Below are 19,794 nucleotides of genomic sequence, written 5' to 3'. Positions count from 1 at the left end.
GAACGCACCAGAGCCACAGTGCCTGAGGCTAGTGGTCGATGGGTTCGTTCCATTCGGCCAGAAGTGCTCGGGCATTTGCTGTCACGCGGTCCATCAGTGCCAGCAAGGTAGCGCGTTCGTTCTCGGAGAGACCGGCGGTCAGGCGAGCCTCGATGTCCTCCAGGTCACCATTGAGCGGATCGGAGAGATCGCGCCCGCTGTCGGTGAGAAACAGCCGGACGAGTCGGTTGTCGGCCAGGTCCCGGCGCCGTACCAGTAATCCGGCCGATGCCATGCGGGTGGCCATCTTGACGATCGTCGGCGTTGTGACGTTGAGGCCGGCGGCAACCTCGCCCGGGGTCTGGCCGTCGCGCTCCATCAGTGTTGTCAGGACGAGATTCTGGCCGAGATGCAGGCCGTGGCGCCGCAGGATCACCGTCAGGACGGCGCGGAAAGACTTCGACGCGTCCGTGTAGGTGTCGGTGAGCTGGGTCACGGCTACTCCTCGATGTTCAGCGAACCGGTCAGGCGCTCCCAGGTTAGCGGTCGGGCGATGCCACGGCCGTTCGGTTGACGGCTAATGATTTGCCGGCTAATGTTTTTCGCTAGCCGGCAACCGAAGGTTGTTGCCGTGGACCTACTCGGGTGCCGCCGCATCACGTCAGGCCAGTCACCCGGCGCCGCTCACCGACCGACTACCTGTGAGGTTCCGCATGACTGCCACCGATACATCCGTGGCCAACCATCCGGCCGGGATCGTCTCTGCGCGCCGATGGTGGGCGCTTGTCGCGGTTGCGACCGCCCAGCTGATGATCGGTCTTGACCTGACAATCATGAACATCGCGCTTCCATCGGCCCAGCGTGACCTCGGTCTGTCGGACGCCGGCCGCCAGTGGGTCATCACGGCTTTCGCGCTGGCCTACGGCGGCCTGCTGTTGCTGGGCGGCAGGGTCTCGGAGGCGATCGGGCGTAAACGTACGTTGCTGATCGGTCTAGCCGGTTTCGCGATCGCGTCCGCGGTCGGCGGAGCGGCCGTCAACACTGCGATGCTGCTGGGCGCGCGAGCCGGCCAAGGCATCTTCGGAGCCCTGATGACCCCCTCGGTCCTCGCCACCTTGGCCGCAACATTCCCGCTGCCGGCGGAGCGGGCCAAGGCGTTCGGTATCTACGGGACCGTCATGGGCAGCTCCTCGGGCATCGGCGTCCTGCTCGGCGGCGTGCTCACGCAGTACCTCGACTGGCGTTGGTGCATGTTCGTCAATCTCCCCGTCGCGGCGATCGCCGCCGCCGTCGCCGCTTATGCGGTGCGCCCGGCCGCACCGGTTCACCGACGAGTCGATGTGGCCGGCGCTCTCCTCGCCACACTGGGCCTGATGGCGGTGGTCTACGGGTTCGCCAAGGCGGCGACCGACGGATGGGGTGCCGCGGCGACAATCGGCTCGCTCGTGTCCGGCGCAGTGGTGCTGGCAGCCTTCGTCGTCGTTGAGGCGCGCACGTCTGTGCCGTTGCTCCCGCTGCGAGTCGTGCTGCATCGCCGCCGCGGCGGGTCCTATCTGGCTGTTCTGAGCCTCGCGATCGGCATGTTCGCTGCCCTGTTCTTCCTGACCTTCTACCTGCAGGACGTACGCGCATGGTCGCCGGTCAAGGCCGGACTTGCCTTCCTTCCCTTGACGGTGGGTCTGATGGTCGGAGTCCGGGCGGCCGCCCCTCTCCTTGTTCGGGCCTCAGCCGTATCGTTGCTGCCGGCGGGACTTCTGGTCATTGCCGGGGGACTGGCGCTCCTGAGCTTTGCTGATGTCCAGAGCGGCTACTGGCCGCACATCATGCCGGTGTTTCTGCTCGTCGGTCTGGGCACCGGGTGGGTGCTGGTCACCGCCAACAGCACCGCAACCCAAGATGCCGGCCCCGATACGGCTGTCGCCGGCGCAATGGTCATGACCTCGCAGCAGGTCGGAGCCTCCCTCGGCACCGCCCTGCTGAGCACGATCGCCAGCAACGCGGCGGCCGCCTATCTCGCGAGTCACCACGCATCGACCGTCGATGGGGTCGTCCACGGGCTCCACGTCGCCAGCTGGTGGGCAATGGGCCTGCTGGTCGGCGCGGCAGGCGTCGTGTTCCTGGTACTGCCCCGTCGAGGCCGGCGCCGTACCGGTCACGCCCGGGCCTGACTTCGGCGGGCCGGCTCTGCATACGGTAGTAGCGGGCGGTCCGATCAAGCAGGGTCGCCAGATCCGCGTCGCCTACGTCATCAGGGCCGGAGGCCCTGCTCGCCAGCGGCGAAACATCGTCAAGGTTCGGGCCATCGCCGTCGGCCGGCGGGTCAGGGGCGCTGAGGCATGGCGTTGCAGAGTGAGGTCAGGGTGGTTTCCCAGGCGCTGTCCGAGACGGCCGAGTAGTTGACTACCAGGGCGTCAGGTGAGGGTGAGCTGGTCAGTGACTCGTGGCGGAAGTCGGAGAGGGAGCTGATCTGCAGGCCCTGGCGGCCGGCGGACGCCAGGACCGCGGGTTCGGTGTGCGATGGGAGCCGGAGTACCGCCTGGAGGCCGGCCGGGGTGTCGGTGACGTGGACGTCGGGGGCGTTGCGGGCCAGGGCGGCGATCAGGTGGTCGCGGCGGCGGCGGTAGGTCTGGCGGCGGGTGCGTACGTGGCGGTCGAAGGCGCCTGAGGTGATGAAGTCGGCGAGGGTCAGTTGTTCGAGCACGCTGACCGTCTCGACGCGTCCCTTGGCGGCCGCGACCTCCGGCAGGAGGTGGCCGGGCACTGCCATCCAGGCCAGGCGGAGGGCCGGTGCCAGTGACTTGCTGGCCGTGCCGAAATAGACGACGCAGTCCGGGTCGAGGCCCTGCATGGCGCCGACGGGCTTGCGGTCGTAGCGGAACTCGCCGTCGTAGTCGTCCTCCAGGATCAGGGCGCCGGTGGTACGGGACCAGTCGAGGACGGCCGCCCGGCGTTCCGGAGACAGGACGGCTCCGGTGGGGAACTGGTGGGCGGGGGTCAGCAGGGCGGCGCCGACGCCTTTCAAGGCGAGCAGCTCGTCGACTCGCGCGCCTTGGTCGTCGACCGAGAGCGGTGGGATGGTCAGGCCGGCGTCGAGCAGCAGCGCACGGTACAGATCCAGGCCGTAGGCCTCGACGGCGACCGATCGGGTGCCGCGTGCTTTGAGCGCCTGGGCGATCAGTGTCAGGCCGTGGTGAAAGCCGGAGCAGATGACGATGCTCTCCGGGTCGGCCGACACGCCGCGGACCCGGGCGAGGTAGCCGGCCAGAGCGATGCGCAGTTCCATGCGGCCGAGGGGATCGCCGTACCCGAAGGCGTCGTGCGGCGCCGCGCTCAGCACCCGGCGGGCGGCGGCGAGCCAGGCGGTGCGCGGGAACTCTGCGAAGTCTGCGGCGCCGGGCATCAAACCGCGCGTCGGCCGGGGCCGCTTCGGTGCGGCCACGGTGGGCGTGCGGCGTGGTTCGGCCCGCCGGGCGACCCGGGTGCCGGAGCCTTGCCGCGCGGTAAGCCATCCCTCCGCGACCAGTTCAGCGTAGGTCTGCGTGACGGTACTGCGGGAGACGCCGAGGTCGGTGGCCAGCGTGCGCGACGCGGGCAGGCGCGTCCCCGGCGCCAATCGGCCCGAGCGCACCGCCTCGCGCAGGGCGTCGGACAGCCCTGACCGTAGTCCGCTGCCGGTCAGCTCCAGGTAGAGGTCGACGCCGGCTTCAGCGAGCGAATTGGTCTGCGATTCTCCCACAGAAATGGATTCTACTACCAGACCATTTGCTCCCTAGCGTGGAAGGTACAACGTCGGATCTAGGAGTTCCCGTGTCGTCCCATCGGATTTCCCCCGGTCTGGCCCTGGCAGGTGCCGCGCTCGCGTTCAACAGCCTCTATCTCGCCGCGGGCGCCCTGACCCCGCTGCTGGTTGTCTACCGCACAGCGTGGAGTTTCCCGCCGGTGCTGCTCACGCTGGCCTTCGCGGTCTATGCGATCGGGTTCCTCGCCGCCGCCCTCACCCTGGGATCACTCTCCGACCACCTGGGGCGGCGGCCGGTACTGCTCGGCGCCCTGGTCGTGCAGCTCGCGTCAAACCTGATGTTCCTCTTCGCCCCCGGCATCGGCTGGGTGATCGCGGGCCGGGTCGTGCAGGGGGTGGCCAGCGGCGCGGCAACCGCAGCGTTCACCGCGGTCCTCGTCGAGCTCGCGCCGGCCCAGCGGAAACGTCTCGGCCCGCTCCTTGGCAGTGTCGGGCTCACCGGAGGCCTGGCCGCGGGTTCCCTGCTCGCCGGCCTGGGCATCCAGCTCACGCCGCACGCCAACACCATCGTGTTCGTCGCGCTCATCGCGTTGACCGTCGTCGGCGGCATCGCCATCCTCTTGTCGCCCGAGACGATCGGCCGCGGGCCCGGTGCGCTCGGCTCGATGATCCCCAATGTCGCCGTTGCGCCCAGGGCCCGCACCGAGTTCCTCGCCGCGGCACCGGTGATCGCCGCGGTCTGGATGCTCGCCGGGCTCTCCGGAGGCCTGGCCCCGAGCATGGTTCAGAGCGTCTTCCACCGCGACAGCGGCCTGCTCGACGGGCTCGCCGGGTTCATCGCGCCGGCGGTCTCGGTGGTCGTCGGCCTGTCGTTCGCCAACGTCCGCGCGCGTACCGCGATGACCGCCGGCATCATCGCGTCCATCATCGGTCCGGTCGGTATCGCCGTCGGCGCCGCGGCCGGCAGCCTCGCCACGATGTTCGCCGGGCAGGCGATCGCCGGCCTCGGGTTCGGTGCGGCCTTCACGGCCGCCTTGGGCCTGATCGTCCCGCTCGTCGACCCGGACCAGCGCGCGGGAGCCGTCGCCGGAATCTATGTCGTCTCGTACCTCGGACTCGGGGCGCCCGTGGTGATCGCCGGAGCGCTCACCGACGTTCTGGGTGTCGTTGCGACCGTCGGCGGGTACAGCGCCGTGGTCGTGCTCCTCGCCCTGATCAGCCTTACCGCACAACGACGCCTCAAGCGGCGTACCAACTGGGAAGAAAGCAAGGTAGACACATGCCCTCCACCCACCACCAGCGCGTATTCCTCGCCGGAGCGTCCGGCGTGATCGGACTGCGACTGATCCCCCTGCTCGTCAAGGCCGGGTATGTCGTCGGCGGCATGACCCGCTCGGCCGGCAAGGCCGAGCAGCTGCGCGAACTCGGCGCCGAACCGATCGTCTGCGACGTCTTCGACCGAGACGCCCTGATCAAGGCCGTTCGGGACTTCGCACCCCACGTGATCCTCAACGAGCTGACCGATCTGCCCGACGACGCGGCAAGCATCGGCGCCCACGCGCAGCGCAACGCCCGCATCCGTACGGAAGGAAACCAGAACCTGATCGACGCCGCGCGGCAAAGTGGATCACCCCGGATTCTGGCCCAGACCGTGGCATGGTCGCTACCCGAGGGGCCCGACGCCCAAGCCGTACTGGAGCTGGAGCGCTCCGTGCTCGCCGAGGGCGGTGTCGTGCTGAGCTATGGCCAGTTCTACGGCCCCGGCACCTACAACGAGGATCCGCCGGCGGATCCGCGAGTCCAGATCGACCGCGCTGCCGAGCGGACCGTCGAGCTGCTGGACGCGCCGTCGGGCGTCATCGTCATCACCGATTGAGAACACCCGGGGCCCGGGTTCCCCGGCCCCGGGTTTAGGAGACCCTGAATAATCTGGGTGTCGCTGCGCCGCGCCGTCGTCGAGTCGGTGCGGGTCGGAGGCAACGCGAGTCTGCTCAGGACACCCGGGCCTCCGGCCGCCGCTTCGGGAACCAGGGCACCACCGGCGAGGTGGTCTGCTGGTACTGGGCGTACTCGGGGTACCGGGAGCGCGTGATGCTCTCGGTGAACCGGGTGGAGCCGACGAACAGCAGGGTGAGCAGCACCGCTCCGAGTACTGTCGGCTGCCACGGCGAGCGGGCCGCGATCGCGCCGAACGCGAAGACCACCCACCACTGCGCCTGCTCGAAGAAGAAGTTGGGGTGCCGGGAGTACCGGAACAGGCCCGTGCTCAGGAACCTCGGGAGCGGCTCGTGGCCGGCCGCCGCCTCCGCCCGCTTGAACCGGTGGAAGTCCCACTGCTGCTGGTCGGCGATGGTCTCGCCGGCCAGGAACGCGAGGAACAGCGCGGCGGCGAGCGCGTCCGGCACGCCGAAGGCGGTGCGGTGCTCCAGCGCGGTCAAAGCCGGCAGGCAGATCAGCAGCAGGATGGCGTTCTGGTACAGCGTGATGAAGAAGAGATTGAACAGCCAGAACTGCCACCGGGACATCCGCCCGCGCAGCACGCCCCAGCGGTAGTCCTCGCCGCCGCGGGCGTACCCGCCCTTGCGCGCGAAGTTGAAGGTGAGCCGCGCGCCCCAGAGGACGACGAGGAGCAGCATGGTGTCCAGGCGCGGATCGCGGAAACCGGCGGCGCCGGCGAATACGGCTAGGTACCCGGCCGGGATGACCGACCAGATCCGGTCGACCCAGGAGTTCTCCCGGGTCAGCACCGACAGCAGCCAGGTACCGGCGCAGGCCCCGGCGTAGATCCAGAGGCAGACGGTCAACGCGGGCATAGATCATGATAGCCAGTGGCCGGCCCGCCAGGCATGCGCTGCTTCTGCCGTTCTCGGGGTCGTCGGCTGCCAAGATTCCTGAAATGCAGATTCGACGCGCCGATGTCGGCGATGCAGCAGCAATCGCGCATGTCCATGTTCAATCGTGGCAGTCCGCTTACCGGGGGCTGATAACGCAGGACTACCTCGATGGCTTGGACGTCGGCCTGCGGCGCCAGGGTTGGGAGCGCATCCTTGGAGGTGCGCTACCGGCGCGCGCTGCAATGACCGGCGGCAGCGTCGAGCGTTGTCTCGAACCCCACAGGGCGCTGCGCGAACCCTCTTGAAGCGCCGAGCTACCGCGATGTCCGTCGTGGTAGCGGTCCGTGACTCCCGGGCCACGCCATGTCCGCCGCCGGTCACCCTCGGCGTAGCCGCCGGCCCGGCGATTCGCCGTGGCTATTGGGTGAAGCCCGGTACCACCAGGCCCGTCTCATAGGCGACGATGACCGCCTGCACGCGGTCCCGCACACCGAGCTTGCTCAGCACGCGGCTCACGTGTGTCTTGACGGTCTCGGTGCTGACCACGAGCCGGTCGGCGATCTCGCCGTTGGACAGCCCCTCGGCCATGAGCCGCAGGATGTCCGTCTCCCGCGGGGTGAGCACGGTGAGCGGGACCGCCGCGGCGTCGGCCAGCGGGCGCAGCCGGGAGAACTCGCCGATGAGCCGCCGGGTGACGCTCGGCGCGAGCAGCGCCTCGCCGGCGGCGACGACCCGGACCGCCTCGAACAGCCGCTCCGCGGCCATGTCCTTGAGCAGGAAGCCGCTGGCGCCCGCACTGAGCGCGGCGTAGACGTGCTCGTCGAGGTCGAAGGTGGTGAGCACGACGACGCGGGGAGCCGGGCCGGCCGCGGTGTCGGCCAGGATCTGCCGGGTGGCCTGGATGCCGCCCATGACCGGCATGCGCACGTCCATGAGCACCAGGTCGGGGCGCAGCTCGCGGCAGATCCGCACGGCCTCGGCGCCGTTCTCGGCGGTGCCCACGACGGTGAAGTCGGGCTGGGTGCCGAGCAGCGCGGCGAACCCGGCCAGCACCACCTCCTGGTCGTCGACGACGACGATGCGCACCGGCGCGGCGCCCGCGGCGGTCACCGCGCACCGCCCGGCACCGGCAGGACGGCCTGCACGACGAAGCCGCCGACCGGGCCGCGGCCGGTGTGCAGCGTGCCTCCGGCCATCGCGACCCGCTCCCACATGCCGAGCAGCCCGTGGCCGCCCTCCGAGGGCGGGCCCGCCGCCCCGCCGGCGTCCCAGACGCTCACCAGCAGGGAGTGCTCGCGGTAGCGCAGCTCGATGTCGACCGCGGCGCCGGGCGCGTGCCGGCGGCTGTTGGTGAGCGCCTCCTGTGCGACCCGGTACGCCGTCAGCTCGAGCCCGGGCTCCAGCCGGCGGACCGGGCCGCTGACGATGAGCCGGACCCGCGTGCCCAGGCGATCGCGGGCCTCGTCGACGAGCGTGACGAGGTCCTGCAGCCCGGGCTGGGGCAGATCGGCCTCGTCCGGGCCCGCGTCGTCGCGCAGGACGCCCAGCAGCCGGCGCATCTCCGTGAGCGCCAGCCGCGCCGTCTCGCCGATGGCGAGCACGCGGGCGGCGGCGTCCGCGGACAGCCCCGGCGTCGTCAGCCGGACCGTCTCCGCCTGAACCGAGACCGAGGAGATGTGGTGCGCGACGATGTCGTGCAGCTCCCGCGCGATGCGGGCGCGCTCCTCGCGGGCCGCGTACGCGTGCCCCAGATCGGCGCGGGCGCTGTCGGCCGTGGTGTGGTCGACGGCCTCGGCCCGGGCGCGGCGCACCCCGCCGACCGCCAGGGCGCCTCCGGCGACCACGAGCAGCGCGACACCGAGCACCTTGCCGCCGGCCCGGGACTCCGCCGGCCCGACCGCGTAGGCGACGTACGGCACGGCGAACAGCACCGCGGTGTAGGCGTGGTGGGCGCCGACGAAGTACAGCACGATGGCCTGCGCGACCAGCCCGCCGAGCGTCGGCGGGTGGCCGAGCCCGAGCGTGAGCAGCACGGCGACGGTCCCGGCCGCGGCGGCCGGCAGCGGGTGGGAGCGCACGAACGCGACCGGCGCCGTCGTGCACAGCGCCAGCACCAGGCCGGCGATCAGGTCGGTCGCGGGCCGGCCGGGATGGACGAGGACCTGGGCCAGCCCGGCCGTGGCGAGCAGCGCCGCGCCGACGGCCGGCAGCCACGGCGCGGCGGCGACGCGGCGGATCGCACCGATGGCGTCGCGCGTAGGGAACACGCCGTCCATTGTCAGCCCTCACCCCGTCGTCGCGCGCGACCTCATCCCCGCGTGGCTCGCCGGGCCCGGTAGGCCGCCAGCCAGCCGGCGGCCAGGTGGTCGCCGCACCAGGTGAACAGGACCGCGCCGGCTCATTCGTAGCCGTAGCACTCCAGGACGTCGCCGTACCGTTCGCGGAACCGGGCGATGTTGCGCGGGGTGAACCGCTCCCGCCAGCCGCCGGTGCGCCCGCGGTAGAAGCTCCACGCGTCCGGGTTGTAGACCGTCGCCGCCACCGCCTCGGCGTCCTCCCGGGAGCCCAGGTGCTGCAGGACCCGGTTCACCGTCTCGATCTGCCGCGCATGGGAGCCCCCGCCGCGCTCGCCGATGAGGTCCTCGTACCGCACGTTGAGCACCTTCGGGTGGTTCAGCAGCCACAGCGCCCGCTCGAACGCGTGGTGGCCGAGGAACACCGGATCGCTCAGCGCGTAGTCGATCTTCTCCTCCCACGTGGGTTTGCTGGCGAGGATCGCGCTGTAGATCTCGGCCTCGAAGAAGTTGCCGTAGCCGGACTCGGTGCGCCCCTCCAAGAAGTTGATCATCGAGACGAGCACGTCCCGGGGGTCGCGGTAGTTGTAGATCAGCGGCGGGGACGAGGTCTCCACCCACTCGCTGAGGAAGTTGCCGTCCGCCCGGTGCAGGTCCAGCTCGTGGAAGATCCAGCACAGGCCGCTGGGCGTGTCCGCGAAGCGGGTATAGGGCAGGTACGGGTTGGTGATGGTCTCCTCGGCGAAGTCGAGCCGGGTCTGCCCGTAGCGGTTGACGACCGGCTGCCCGAGCCGGCTCTGCCAGTGCCAGAGCAGCGCGGACCAGGCCTCGTCCGTGCGCTCGGCGAACAGCGGCGTGCCCTCCAGCTGCAGGACCTCGTCGTAGTCGGCTTTCGACAGCACGAGCGCGGCGACGGCCTTGCGCTGTTCGGTGTCGAGCCGCGGGGCCGCGTGCGGGGTCGGCCGGGGTGCGCCGACGATCCGGTACCCCAGGTTCAGCATCAGCTCCTGCACCAGGTGCGTCCCGGCCTTCATGCACGAGATCACCATCGCCCTCGGCGCGCTGCTCATCGGATCTCCCTCGCATCTGCCTCGAGGCCGGCCGTCCGGCGGTACAGCACGCCGTCGTTCCAGACCAGCCCGATCTCGCCCCACTGCATTGCCGACGCGGCGTCGGCGAAGATCACGCCCCCGCCCCCGGCCGTGCACAACACCGGGACGCCGCTCCAGATCTCGTACTCGCGCAGGAGCGTCGCCAGGACCGGATCGTCGGCGAGGGTGACCGTCTGCAGCCGGTCCGCGCCGCGCAGCGCCGGGAGCCGGTCCGCCCACTCCTCGCGGATGTGGTGCTCGAACTGCATGAACGGGTCCGGGAAGCCGGGGTCGAACACGTCGGCGGCCCGTTCGGCCCGGCACAGCGGTGCCGCCGGCCCGCAGTCCCCGCGGGCGCGGAGCCGGTCGAGCAGCGCGCCGGTGGCCGCGTCGGTCGCCGGCGCCAGGATGCTGCGGCTGCCCAGCGCACGCGGGCCGAGCTTGGCCCGCCCGGCTACGACCACGGCCGGCCGGCCGGTGCGGTGCATGAGCCGCGCCAGCTCCTCCGGGCGGCAGGGCGCCACCGACCAGCCCGCGGGGACATGGTTGGTGCGGCGCGCCGCCGGGCCGCAGCGCAGGTCCCAGCCGATCGCGCGCAGCCCGCTGCCGCGGCCGGCCCGCAGCGCCGCGGCGCCGAACGCCGTGCCCGACGCGCCGGGAAATGGCGGTACCCACATTGCGGCCACCATCGGATGCGCGCGCAGGACGCCGTTCCACCGGATGTCCAGGGCCATGGACCCGGTGAAGCAGAGGTTGAACGCCGCGCCGCCGATCCATTCCCGGGCCCGGTCGGCGAGCCGCTCGGCGAGCAGGTCCGCGATCAGCTCGTGCGCGCTCGCCGCCACGTCGTCGGGCTCCGCGCCGAGCCGGGCCGCGTGCTTGTCGAGCTCGTCGGCGAAGTCGCCGTCGCCCGGCGCGGCGAAGACTTCGCGCAGCGACTCCTTGATGTCCCCGTCCGGGACGCCCGCGGCGCGCCTCGGCCCGTCGAGGCGCCCGCCGAGCGCGGTCAGGGCCGCGTCGGGGGGCGCCGCGAGCGTGCCGCCCGGCTCGACCTTCCCGGCGTCGTCGACGTGGTACAGCAATGGGCTCCGGCCGCTGTCCCACACCAGGACGAGCGACGGGGCTCCGGCCGCCGCGAACGGGCTGCTGCAGTACGCCGCGGCCAGCTGACACGCCACATGCCCGTAGCCGGTGGAGGACCGGCTCGGCCCGGGCAGCTCCAGCCGGCGCTCGACACCGGTCAGGTCCGCGTCGGCGCGAGCGTCCGGGCCATCGTCGAGCGCCCAGGCGTCGACCTCGTCGATCTCGAACCGTTGGTCGGACAGCAGCCGTTGCATGTGGTCGGGCTCGACGCCGTCGTCGATGTCGGTACCGAACGCCAAGATACTGTCGCGGATCACCGCGACGCTGCTGCCGCGGGCAGACCGCAGGCCGGCAATAATCATGTAGTTCCCCCCGTAGCCGTGCTCGTCGACGGTATCGAAAGCCATCTGTGTCGGTCAATCAACATGGTCAGGCATCCCGCACCCGGAACAGGACGCCGCCGAGCACGAGCGCCGCGGCGGCGTAGGCGCCCAGCACCCCGAGCCCCGCCCACGGATGCAGCGGCGCCGCGGTGCTCATCCCAGTGACCGTGGTCTGCACGGCCAGGCCGGCCATCATCGGCGACGCGTCCTGCACCCCGTGCAGGGCACGGGTGGACATCGGCACCAGCACGGTAACCAGATACGGCCCGTACAGCAGGGTGAGCATCGAGCCGATCGCGGCGCCGGCGTGCCGGATGGCGGCGGCCACGCCGACGCTGAGGAGCCCGACCAGCATCAGGTACAGCGCCGTGCCGAGCACCGACCGCTGGAAGGTGCCGCTGGACAGCGCGAGCTGCCGGAACCCGAGCTCCGCGGTGAGGCCCCGGCCGGTCAGCAGCGGGCGGCCGACGAGCACCGCGCCGACGACGCCCAGCAGCGCACAGCCGAGGACCGTGGCGCCGACGACGGCGGCCTTGGCGCCGAACACCGTGCCGCGTCGCGGCTGCATCGCGAACGTGGTGCGGATCATCCGCGGATGGAACTCCGCGCTGACGAGCGCCACGCCGAGCGCGACCGCGGCGATCTGCGCGAAGTGCACCCCGGACAGCATGAGCGCGGCCGTGTCGCGCGGCGGGCAGCCCTCGGGACTGCCCTTGCAGCCCGGCTTGTTGATGCTCTCGACCACGATCACGGCTCCGGCGATGAGCAGCCCGGCCACGGCGATCATCGCCCAGACGTTGCCGACGAGCGTGCGCAGCTTCGTCCACTCCGCGTACAGCGCATGTCTCACGCGTCCCGCCTCCGCAGCAGCCAGAAAGCCCCGGCGAGCGCGACCGCGGTGTAGGCGCACAGCACCAGGAAGCCGGTCCACGGTCCGGTCACCGCCTCGGTGGAGCCCGGCGGAAACGCCATCGTCTGCTGGATCGACATCCCCGCGATCGGCGTCGCCCGGCGGACGAAGGCGTCCGCCCCGCTGGAGATGCCGGGCGTGATGCTCGGGACCACGACCATCAGGGTCAGCAGGATGAGCAGCGCGCCGGCGGTCCGCCGCAGCATCGCGCCGACCGCCAGGCTCAGCAGCGCGATCAGGGCGAGGAACGCCGCCGTGCCCAGGATCGCGCGGATCACCGCCGGATCGGTGATCGACGGCTCCGGATAGGCCGGGGGTCGGTAGCCGTTGCGGCGTTGCATGGGCCGGGTGATGAGGAACGCGGCCAGGCCGACGATGAGGCCGGTGAGGAACACGAACCCGGTGAGCACGATCGCCTTCGCGGCCAGCATGACGCCGCGCCGCGGGCTGGCGGCGAACGTGGTGCCGATCGTGCGGGTCTTGAACTCCGACGTCATGAACAGCACGCCGACGGCGATGGCGCCGATGAGCCCGAACTGGACGCCGATGAGGCTGCCCTTGACCCGGTCCATGTCGGCCAGGTTGATGCCGCCCATGCCGGCCATGCCGATGTCACCGCCGCCGCGCACCGTGACCGTGCCGTCGTCGTGCCAGACGCTGCCGCCTTGGACGGGCGGGATGTACGGCAGCCCGAAGTCGTAGGGCGGGGGCGGCGGATCGGTCGGCGGCGGCGTCACGTCGGTGTCGCGCCAGTCCTTCGACCCGGCCGCGGCGCCGAGCGCGACGTGGTCGAACGTCGCCTCGCCGAGGGTCGGGTCGTACTGCTTCGTGCTGTTGTCGTTGACCGTGACGAAGTGCACGTACGGCGGGGAGCCGACGAAGATCCCGGCCTCGGCGGAGGAGGGCAGGTCCGCGACCGTCAGGGTGCCGACCGGTGTCCAGGTGCGGCCGTCGGCGGATGTGGCGCCGGCGAAGGTCTGCCCGGAGCGGGTCAGCCGCAGCCACATCGGGGCGCCCGTCGCCCGTCCGGTCAGCTCGGTCTTCGCGTCGGCCTGCATGAGCACGCCGTGTCGCGGGGTGACCATCAGTGCGACGTACGGCGAACCGCTCGTCGCGTCGGCCTTCACCATGATCCCGGCCTTGGCCCACGGGGCGCTCGCGGTCTGCGCCGCCACCCGGGCGGTCACCGTTGCATCGCCGCTCATCGGCTGATGCACGAAATGGAACTGGTCGACCTTGAGCACGCCGTCGTTGACGGGGCTGGAGCTCAGCGATGCCGACAGGATGCTGAGCAGCATCGTGAAGGCGACGATGGCCAGCACGGCGAGGCCGGTGCTGCGCACCGACGTGAGCTTGGTCCACTCCGCCCGGACCGCCCGGCCGGTGATTCGGGCCAGCCCCGGCGAGTGCTCGGCGGTCGGGCGAGGCTCGCCGGGCTCCGGCCGGACGAGCTGCGACGTGAGCCCCGGCCGGCCGGCCTCTCCGCCTTGCTGCGAACCGGTCATGCCCAGTCCTCCGCGTCCGGCGCCGGCGCGGCGAACGTCGTGTACTCGCGGGTCATCTTCATGTAGACGTCCTCCAGCGACGCCCGGTGCCGGCCGATCTCGGAGAACGGCACGTCGCCGCCGGTGAGAACGGCGACGACGCGCTCCACGTCGATGCCCTCGACGGTCAGGGATTCCGGACCGGTCACCGCCACCGTCGCGCCGGCGTTGCTGAGCAGGTCGACCGCCTTGGTCCGGGCGCTGGTGCGCACGTTCACCTGGTTGCCGGAGGTCTGGTCCAGCAGCTCCTTGACGCTGGTGTCGGCGAGCAGCCGACCGCGCCCGACGATGAGCAGATGATCGGCGGTGTCCTGCAGTTCGCTCATCAGGTGGCTCGACACCAGCACGGTGCGGCCCTCGGCGGCCAGATCGCGCAGGAAGCCGCGGATCCACTGGATGCCCTCCGGGTCGAGCCCGTTGACCGGTTCGTCGAGGATGAGCAGGGGCGGGTCGCCGATGAGCGCCCCGGCGATGCCGAGCCGCTGCCGCATGCCGAGGGAGAAGCCGCCGACGCGTTTGCGGGCCACCGAGGTCAGTCCGACGAGCTCCAGCACCTCGGCCACCCGGCGGCGGGGCAGCCCGTTGTACTGCGCCATCCACAGGAGATGGTCGCAGGCGCGCCGGCCGGGGTGGACCGCCTCGGCGTCGAGCAGCGCTCCGACGGTGCGGGCCGGCTCGCGCAGCGTCCGGTACGGTCGGCCACCGATGAGCACCGCGCCTTCGTCCGGGGTGTCGAGGGCGAGCATCATCCGCATGGTGGTGGACTTGCCTGCACCGTTGGGTCCGACGAAGCCGGTGACCTTCCCCGCCTCGACGACGAAGCTGAGCTCGTCCACGGCCAGCGTCGAACCGTACCGTTTCGTCAGTTGGCGCACCTCGATGGTCATATTGGGCATACTGGTGAGCCTAGGGAGCCCGCGGCCCGCCAAGCTGTCACGGGCGCGAGCTATCTTGCCGGCCGCGGCATCCCCCGCACGGGGGATGCTCACGGAAGGCACTTCTCCACCAGGTCGGCGGCGTAAGCCGGCCCGCCGTCCGCGCGGATCTGCGCGCTCACCTCGGCCAGCCGGCCGGCGACCTTCCGGTCGCCCACCAGCTTCTTGGCCGTCGCGCGCAACCGCCGCGGCGTCACCCGGTCAGTGTCGAGCTGCCGCGCCACGGCGAGGTCGACCAGGCGCCGGGCGTTGCTGAACTGGTCGAGCGACTGCGGCACCACGATCATGGGCGTCTCGCTGCGAATGCCCTCGAGGCTGCTGCCCATCCCGCCGTGGGTCACGAACACGTCGCACGCCGCCAGCACGCTGGTCTGCGGCACCCACCGGTGCACCTCGACGTTCGCCTGGACCGGGCCCAGCGCGGCCTCGTCGACGTGGCGGCCGATCTGCAGTACGAGATGCCAGCCGCGCCGGTCGGCGAACGCGGCGATGGCGTCGCGGTAGAAGCCCGCCCGGTCGGTGAAGACCGTGCCGAGGGAGACGAACACCACCCGGGCGACGCCGTCCGGGCGGCTCCAGCCGTCATCGGGACCGGGCCGGTCGCCGCACCAGCCCACGAAGGTGTACCGGTTGGTGTTCACCGCCTCTGATGCCGGCTGCATGCATCGGGGGATCAGCGCCAGCGCCCGCTCCGGCTCGTCCAGCCAGAACCAGGGATCCGCGTCCGGTTGGCCGTTGTCCGCCAGCCAGGCGCGAAGCCGCTGGTGCAGCTCCGCGCCCCGCGGGTCGTCCAGCACCCCGGCCGCCTGCCGCGTCCGGCGCTCGCCCTGGTCCTGCGGCGGCACGACCGCGGTACAGAAGATCAGGAACGGGATGCCCAGGTCGTCGGCGAGGATCCGCACGGCGTCCGACGCGCGGTCGCAGAGCAGCAGGTCGGGCCGGTCCTTCTCGAAGACGGACCGCAGCTGCGGGAACAGGGACTCCTGCTCGGTGAGGAACTGCTCGATCATGTCGAGCCGGTTGGCCGCCCGCGGGGGCAACCCGTTGGCGACGGGCAGCGTGGAGGTGTACGGGACGAAGTCCGCCCCGGTCGGCGCTACCTCGTCGGCGAACGCCGGGATGCTCAGGTAGGTGACGCGGTGTCCCCGATCGACGAGCTCCCGCACCAGGCCCAGGGTCATCTTGACGTGGCTGATCATCGGTGGAACCAGAACTGCGATGTGCGACAACGGTCCATCCATCCTCTCGTCGGAGCGCCTGCGTCTACGGGCGCCGGGGTCAGCGGATCAGCCGGTTCGCCAGGCCGGGCCGGGATGCGCGGGACTTGCGCAGGTCGTGGGTGATGTTGATCCGCTTGATCCACCGGTCGGTGCCGTCGTAGCGGGCCTGGAACGGCTTGCGGCCGTGCACGAGCCGAAAGTTGTCCAGGAACGCGATGTCACCGTCGGCCAGGCAGAGGTCGAACATCGCCTTGTCGATCTGCTCGGTGAACTCGCCGAGCGCGTCGCGGGCCTCGGCGTCGCCCTCGTCGACGCTCATGAAGTACGGATCGGCCCGCATGTAGGGCTGGTCCGGGTCGCCGAACAGGACCGCGACCCGATCGGGACTGCGGTGCATCTCCTCGACGGTGGAGAAGACCTCCGCGCCGTCGGTGGAGTTGTGCTTCGGCAGATGCGAGTTGTCGGGCAGGATGTGGAACCGGTCCTCGAACAGCACCGCCCGGGTGGCGTCCGGCAGCCGCAGGGCGTCGACGTAGCCGATCGTGGTCGCCGCGGCGTACGGGTTGCGCAGGCACAGGAACGACAGGAAGTCGCCGCGCAACGGATGGAACGCGTCCTCGGTGTGCCACGTCAGCAGCGTCTCGCTGCTGCTGCCGAGCTGCTCGTGCTCGTGCCCCTGGATCGGGATGACGTCGTGGATGAGCCGCCCGTCCTGTTGGGTGCTCCAGCCGAACGGGTCACCGACCAGCGAGCTGACCATCGCGAGCAGCACCTCCTCGCGGCGGGTGTCGGCCTCGGCGCGGTGACGCCAGTGCTTCGGCGTCGGGCCCACCCGGTCCTGGTCGACGATGTAGCCGCTGATGACGAACAGGGCCGCCGTCCGTTCCAGGCGATAGTCGTTGAGCGCCGCGCGGATGCGCGTCGGCAGCTCGTGGGCCAGGACCGTGATCCGGCGCAGCGCGCTGTCGGACTCCACGTCCTCCAGCTCGTCAACGCACTCGTCGAGCAGCTTCTCGATGACCCGAAGCTCGGCGGCGTCAATGCTCAGAATGTCCATGCGGGTCGCGTCTTTCTCGCTCGATTGGTCGGCTGGCCGGGGTGTCGTGCGCGGTGCGTCTCAGAACTCGAACTCCTCGTACTCCTCGACATCGGCGCCGCCGCCGATCACGACCTGCGTGACGGCTTTGGCGAGGGCGCCGACGGTGGCGTGCTCGAAGAGGGCGGCGATGGGCAGGTCGGCGCCCAGTACGGTGCGGATGCGGGTGATGACCCGGATCGCCAGGAACGACTGGCCGCCGAGGTCCAGGAAGTCGTCGGTGGTGCCGACCCGGTCCACGCCGAGGACCTCGGCCCAGATGCCGGCGAGGGCCACCTCGGTCGGGGTCGTCGGGGCCCGGTAGTCGCCCGACAGGACCGGGCGGACGGCCGCGGCCGCCGGCAGCGCGGCCCGGTCGAGCTTGCCGTTGCGGTTGAGCGGCAGGTTGGCCAGCTCGACGAACACGGCGGGGATCATGTGCTCGGGCAGCGCGGCGCGCAGATGCTCGCGCAGCTGATCCGCCGCCGGGAGGTCACCGCCGGCGGGCACCAGGTAGGCGACGAGGCGCCGGGCGTCGGTGTCACCGTGGGCGGTGACGACGGCGGCGGCCACCCGCGGATGGTCGGTCAAGGCCCGCTCGATCTCGGCGGGTTCGACGCGGTGGCCGCGCACCTTGATCTGATGGTCGACCCGGCCGAGGAAGTCCAGCTGGCCGTCCGACAGGCGCCGGGCCAGGTCCCCGGTGCGGTACAGCCGCGACCCGTCCCCGGCGAACGGATCGGGAACGAACCGCTCGGCAGTACGGGCCGGCTGGCCGGTGTAGCCGCGGGCCACGCCGACCCCGCCGATGAACACCTCGCCGGCGACGCCCACCGGGACGAGGTTGAGGTACCGGTCCAGCAGGTGCGTGCGGGTGTTGGGCAGCGGGCGGCCGATCGGCGGGCGGGCGGTGCCGGCACCGATCGTGCTGAACGTGGTCATGACGCTGGCCTCGGTGGGGCCGTAGCAGTTGCGCAACGTGTACTGCGACGCCCAGGCCTGGGCGAGGTTCGCCGGCAGCGCCTCCGCACCCACGATGACGGTGGCGCCGGCCGGGAGGTCCCCGGGCCGCAGCGCGGCGAGCAGCGAGGGCACGATGCTCACCGACCGGACGTCGAGGCGGTGGAGGAGCCGGGCGAGCTCGGCGGGGTCGGCGCGCTCGGCGGGGGTGGCAATGGCGAGGGTCGCGCCGGCGGTGAGGCTCACGGCGACGTCGAACACCGCGGCGTCGAAGGTGAAGGCGGCGAACTGCAGCGCGGTGCGGCCCGGATGGGTGCCGGCCTGCGGCTGCAGGGTCGTGGTGAGGTTGAGCAGGCCCCGATGGGTGTTGACGACGCCCTTTGGCTGGCCGGTGGAGCCGGAGGTGTAGATGACGTACGCCGCCTGCTCCGGATGGACGCGGACCGCCGGCGCGGTCGGGGGCTGCGCGGCGATCGCGGGGTCGTCGAGCATGAGCGTCGCGACATCGCCGCCTGGGTCGGCCGCGGTGGCGGCGGTGGCCCGGTCGGTGATGAGCAGGCGGGCGCGGCTCTGGGCGAGCATGCGCCGGCGTCGGCCGGCCGGATCGTTCAGATCCAGCGGAAGGTAGGCACCGCCGGCCTTCCAGATCGCCAGGATCGACACCACCACGTCGATGCCGCGCGGCAGGCAGAACCCGACCACGGTGTCCGGCCCGACGCCGAGCCCGCGCAGGCGGTGGGCGAGCCGGTTCGCCCGCCGGTCGAGTTCGGCGTACGTCAGGCTGTCCTCCCCGAACCGCACCGCGACGGTGTCCGGGCACGTCCGCGCCCGGGCGGCGAACAGCTCGTGGATGCCGTCGACCGCGGGCAGCTCGGCGACGGCGGACTGCGACTCCCGCAGCCACCGCTGCTCGGCCTCGCTGAGCAGCCGCAGCCGGGACACCGGCCGATCGGGATCGAGCGCGACCGACTCCAGCAGAATCCCCAGGTGGCCGGCGAGCCGTTCGATGGTGGTGTGGTCGAACAGCTCGGTGCTGTACCGCAGCGCACCGCGCATCCCGTCCTCGGCCTCGGCCAGGGTGAGCGTGAGATGCCACCGGCCCGCCGCCGGGCGCTCGCCGGCCCCGGCCCACCGCACCAGGGCGCGGACCGCCGTTGGGCCGAGGGCCTCGGGCGGCAGGTCCGGGTGGGCCTGGGCGTCGAGGATGGTGCCGCGGGTGCCGGCCAGCAGCTCGGTAAAGGTCGGATCGCCGTCGAGGCGGATGCGCAACGGCAGCGTGCTGCCGGTGACGGAGGCGCCGATGAGCATTTCGTCCTGGCCGCAGTACCGCTGGAGCAGCACGGCGTAGGCGGCGGCCGCGATCGTGAACAGGGTCGCGTCATGCTGCCGTGCGAGCCCGCGCAGCCGGTCCGTGACCGCGGCGGGCACCGCGACGTCGACGTCGCCAAGGTCGGCGCCGGCCATCAGAACTCGAACCCTTCGTAGTCGTCGGCGTCCGCGTCCGCGCCGATCAGCTCCTGCGTGATGACCTGCGCGAGTTCTTTGATGGTGGGGTGGTCGAAGAGGGTGGCGAGGGGCAGGCCGATGTTGAAGGTGGTGCGGGTGCGGGTGATGGCTTGGGTGGCGAGCAGTGAGTGGCCGCCGAGGTCGAAGAAGTTGTCGGTGATGCCGATCTGGTCGAGGTGGAGCAGTTCGGTCCAGATGTGTGTGAGGAGTTCTTCGGTGGGGGTGGTGGGCGCTTGGTAGG

At 71.5% G+C, this 19,794-nt stretch carries 18 protein-coding genes; 4 read left to right on the top strand and 14 right to left on the bottom strand.

Translation table 11 applies throughout. The features are described 5' to 3' along the window. Nucleotides 1–28: 28 nt before the first annotated feature. Complete coding sequence (locus ABD901_RS51575) at nt 29–475, bottom strand: MarR family winged helix-turn-helix transcriptional regulator (protein WP_345141350.1); 447 nt, start codon at nt 473–475, stop codon at nt 29–31. Nucleotides 476–692: 217 nt separating this feature from the next. Here ABD901_RS51575 and ABD901_RS51570 point away from each other — a divergent pair, with 217 nt between their 5' ends. After that, nucleotides 693–2,147 (top strand): MFS transporter, encoded by a 1,455-nt coding sequence (locus ABD901_RS51570; RefSeq protein ID WP_345141347.1) that lies wholly within the window; start codon nt 693–695, stop codon nt 2,145–2,147. Nucleotides 2,148–2,299: 152 nt separating this feature from the next. Here the strand turns inward: ABD901_RS51570 and pdxR are convergent, their stop codons facing one another. Continuing rightward, nucleotides 2,300–3,715 (bottom strand): MocR-like pyridoxine biosynthesis transcription factor PdxR, encoded by a 1,416-nt coding sequence (gene pdxR / locus ABD901_RS51565; RefSeq protein ID WP_345141345.1) that lies wholly within the window; start codon nt 3,713–3,715, stop codon nt 2,300–2,302. 71 nt (nt 3,716–3,786) lie between these two features. Between pdxR and ABD901_RS51560 the strand changes: the two genes are divergently transcribed. Then, nucleotides 3,787–5,049 carry an MFS transporter gene (locus ABD901_RS51560; RefSeq protein ID WP_345141343.1) on the top strand — a complete coding sequence of 421 codons (1,263 nt, stop codon included), beginning with the start codon at nt 3,787–3,789 and terminating at the stop codon, nt 5,047–5,049. Then, nucleotides 4,998–5,594 (top strand): SDR family oxidoreductase, encoded by a 597-nt coding sequence (locus ABD901_RS51555; protein ID WP_345141340.1) that lies wholly within the window; start codon nt 4,998–5,000, stop codon nt 5,592–5,594. The genes ABD901_RS51560 and ABD901_RS51555 overlap by 52 nt, the downstream gene beginning before the upstream one ends. A 115-nt stretch (nt 5,595–5,709) precedes the next feature. On the opposite strand, the gene ABD901_RS51550 is transcribed toward ABD901_RS51555, so the two are convergent. Beyond that, nucleotides 5,710–6,531: a DUF1295 domain-containing protein gene (locus ABD901_RS51550; RefSeq protein ID WP_345141337.1), complete on the bottom strand. Its 822-nt coding sequence runs from the start codon at nt 6,529–6,531 to the stop codon at nt 5,710–5,712. 83 nt (nt 6,532–6,614) lie between these two features. Here ABD901_RS51550 and ABD901_RS51545 point away from each other — a divergent pair, with 83 nt between their 5' ends. Further along, nucleotides 6,615–6,857 (top strand): hypothetical protein, encoded by a 243-nt coding sequence (locus ABD901_RS51545; RefSeq protein WP_345141335.1) that lies wholly within the window; start codon nt 6,615–6,617, stop codon nt 6,855–6,857. 112 nt (nt 6,858–6,969) lie between these two features. On the opposite strand, the gene ABD901_RS51540 is transcribed toward ABD901_RS51545, so the two are convergent. From ABD901_RS51540 to ABD901_RS51490, 11 genes are all read right to left on the bottom strand, one after another. Continuing rightward, a complete protein-coding gene (locus tag ABD901_RS51540; protein WP_345141333.1) occupies nt 6,970–7,662 on the bottom strand; it encodes a response regulator in 693 nt (230 codons plus the stop codon). Next, nucleotides 7,659–8,819, bottom strand: coding sequence for a sensor histidine kinase (locus ABD901_RS51535; protein WP_345141330.1), 1,161 nt, complete (start codon nt 8,817–8,819; stop codon nt 7,659–7,661). The genes ABD901_RS51540 and ABD901_RS51535 overlap by 4 nt, the downstream gene beginning before the upstream one ends. A 131-nt stretch (nt 8,820–8,950) precedes the next feature. Then, a complete protein-coding gene (locus ABD901_RS51530; RefSeq protein WP_345141327.1) occupies nt 8,951–9,916 on the bottom strand; it encodes a sulfotransferase domain-containing protein in 966 nt (321 codons plus the stop codon). Then, the gene (locus ABD901_RS51525; RefSeq protein WP_345141323.1) at nt 9,913–11,427 is read right to left on the bottom strand and encodes a carbamoyltransferase C-terminal domain-containing protein; all 1,515 of its coding nucleotides are present in this window, start codon (nt 11,425–11,427) and stop codon (nt 9,913–9,915) included. Before ABD901_RS51525 ends, ABD901_RS51530 begins: the two co-directional genes overlap by 4 nt. A 22-nt stretch (nt 11,428–11,449) precedes the next feature. Then, entirely contained in the window at nt 11,450–12,253 is an 804-nt protein-coding gene (locus ABD901_RS51520; protein WP_345141320.1) for an ABC transporter permease, read from the bottom strand. Beyond that, a complete protein-coding gene (locus tag ABD901_RS51515; RefSeq protein ID WP_345141318.1) occupies nt 12,250–13,818 on the bottom strand; it encodes an ABC transporter permease subunit in 1,569 nt (522 codons plus the stop codon). The genes ABD901_RS51520 and ABD901_RS51515 overlap by 4 nt, the downstream gene beginning before the upstream one ends. Beyond that, nucleotides 13,815–14,753, bottom strand: a complete 939-nt coding sequence (locus ABD901_RS51510; protein ID WP_380139274.1) for an ABC transporter ATP-binding protein — start codon at nt 14,751–14,753, stop codon at nt 13,815–13,817. The genes ABD901_RS51515 and ABD901_RS51510 overlap by 4 nt, the downstream gene beginning before the upstream one ends. 89 nt (nt 14,754–14,842) lie before the next feature. Then, a complete protein-coding gene (locus ABD901_RS51505; protein WP_345141314.1) occupies nt 14,843–15,991 on the bottom strand; it encodes a macrolide family glycosyltransferase in 1,149 nt (382 codons plus the stop codon). A gap of 79 nt (nt 15,992–16,070) precedes the next feature. Next, on the bottom strand, nt 16,071–17,069 hold the full coding sequence (gntD, locus tag ABD901_RS51500; RefSeq protein WP_345141312.1) for a guanitoxin biosynthesis L-enduracididine beta-hydroxylase GntD: 999 nt from the start codon (nt 17,067–17,069) through the stop codon (nt 16,071–16,073). A gap of 60 nt (nt 17,070–17,129) precedes the next feature. Then, a complete protein-coding gene (locus ABD901_RS51495) occupies nt 17,130–19,511 on the bottom strand; it encodes a non-ribosomal peptide synthetase (protein WP_345141309.1) in 2,382 nt (793 codons plus the stop codon). Continuing rightward, nucleotides 19,511–19,794: phosphopantetheine-binding protein (locus tag ABD901_RS51490; protein WP_345141306.1), on the bottom strand; the 284-nt coding region annotated here is incomplete at its 5' end. The genes ABD901_RS51490 and ABD901_RS51495, both read right to left, overlap by 1 nt.

Source organism: Dactylosporangium darangshiense (genome assembly GCF_039537565.1).
Taxonomy (GTDB): domain Bacteria; phylum Actinomycetota; class Actinomycetes; order Mycobacteriales; family Micromonosporaceae; genus Dactylosporangium; species Dactylosporangium darangshiense.
Note: the sequence above shows the minus strand (reverse complement) of the source record. Positions and strands in the feature narration are given on the sequence as shown.

What these genes read in the sequence shown, in the direction of transcription:
- ABD901_RS51525 (WP_345141323.1), bottom strand. Translation starts at nt 11,427, where the DNA reads ATGGCTTTCGATACCGTCGACGAGCACGGCTACGGGGGGAACTACATG.
- ABD901_RS51495 (WP_345141309.1), bottom strand. Translation starts at nt 19,511, where the DNA reads ATGGCCGGCGCCGACCTTGGCGACGTCGACGTCGCGGTGCCCGCCGCG.
- ABD901_RS51550 (WP_345141337.1), bottom strand. Translation starts at nt 6,531, where the DNA reads ATGCCCGCGTTGACCGTCTGCCTCTGGATCTACGCCGGGGCCTGCGCC.
- ABD901_RS51515 (WP_345141318.1), bottom strand. Translation starts at nt 13,818, where the DNA reads ATGACCGGTTCGCAGCAAGGCGGAGAGGCCGGCCGGCCGGGGCTCACG.
- ABD901_RS51530 (WP_345141327.1), bottom strand. Translation starts at nt 9,916, where the DNA reads ATGAGCAGCGCGCCGAGGGCGATGGTGATCTCGTGCATGAAGGCCGGG.
- ABD901_RS51555 (WP_345141340.1), top strand. Translation starts at nt 4,998, where the DNA reads ATGCCCTCCACCCACCACCAGCGCGTATTCCTCGCCGGAGCGTCCGGC.
- ABD901_RS51570 (WP_345141347.1), top strand. Translation starts at nt 693, where the DNA reads ATGACTGCCACCGATACATCCGTGGCCAACCATCCGGCCGGGATCGTC.
- ABD901_RS51545 (WP_345141335.1), top strand. Translation starts at nt 6,615, where the DNA reads ATGCAGATTCGACGCGCCGATGTCGGCGATGCAGCAGCAATCGCGCAT.
- ABD901_RS51510 (WP_380139274.1), bottom strand. Translation starts at nt 14,753, where the DNA reads ATGCCCAATATGACCATCGAGGTGCGCCAACTGACGAAACGGTACGGT.
- ABD901_RS51505 (WP_345141314.1), bottom strand. Translation starts at nt 15,991, where the DNA reads ATGATCAGCCACGTCAAGATGACCCTGGGCCTGGTGCGGGAGCTCGTC.
- gntD (WP_345141312.1), bottom strand. Translation starts at nt 17,069, where the DNA reads ATGGACATTCTGAGCATTGACGCCGCCGAGCTTCGGGTCATCGAGAAG.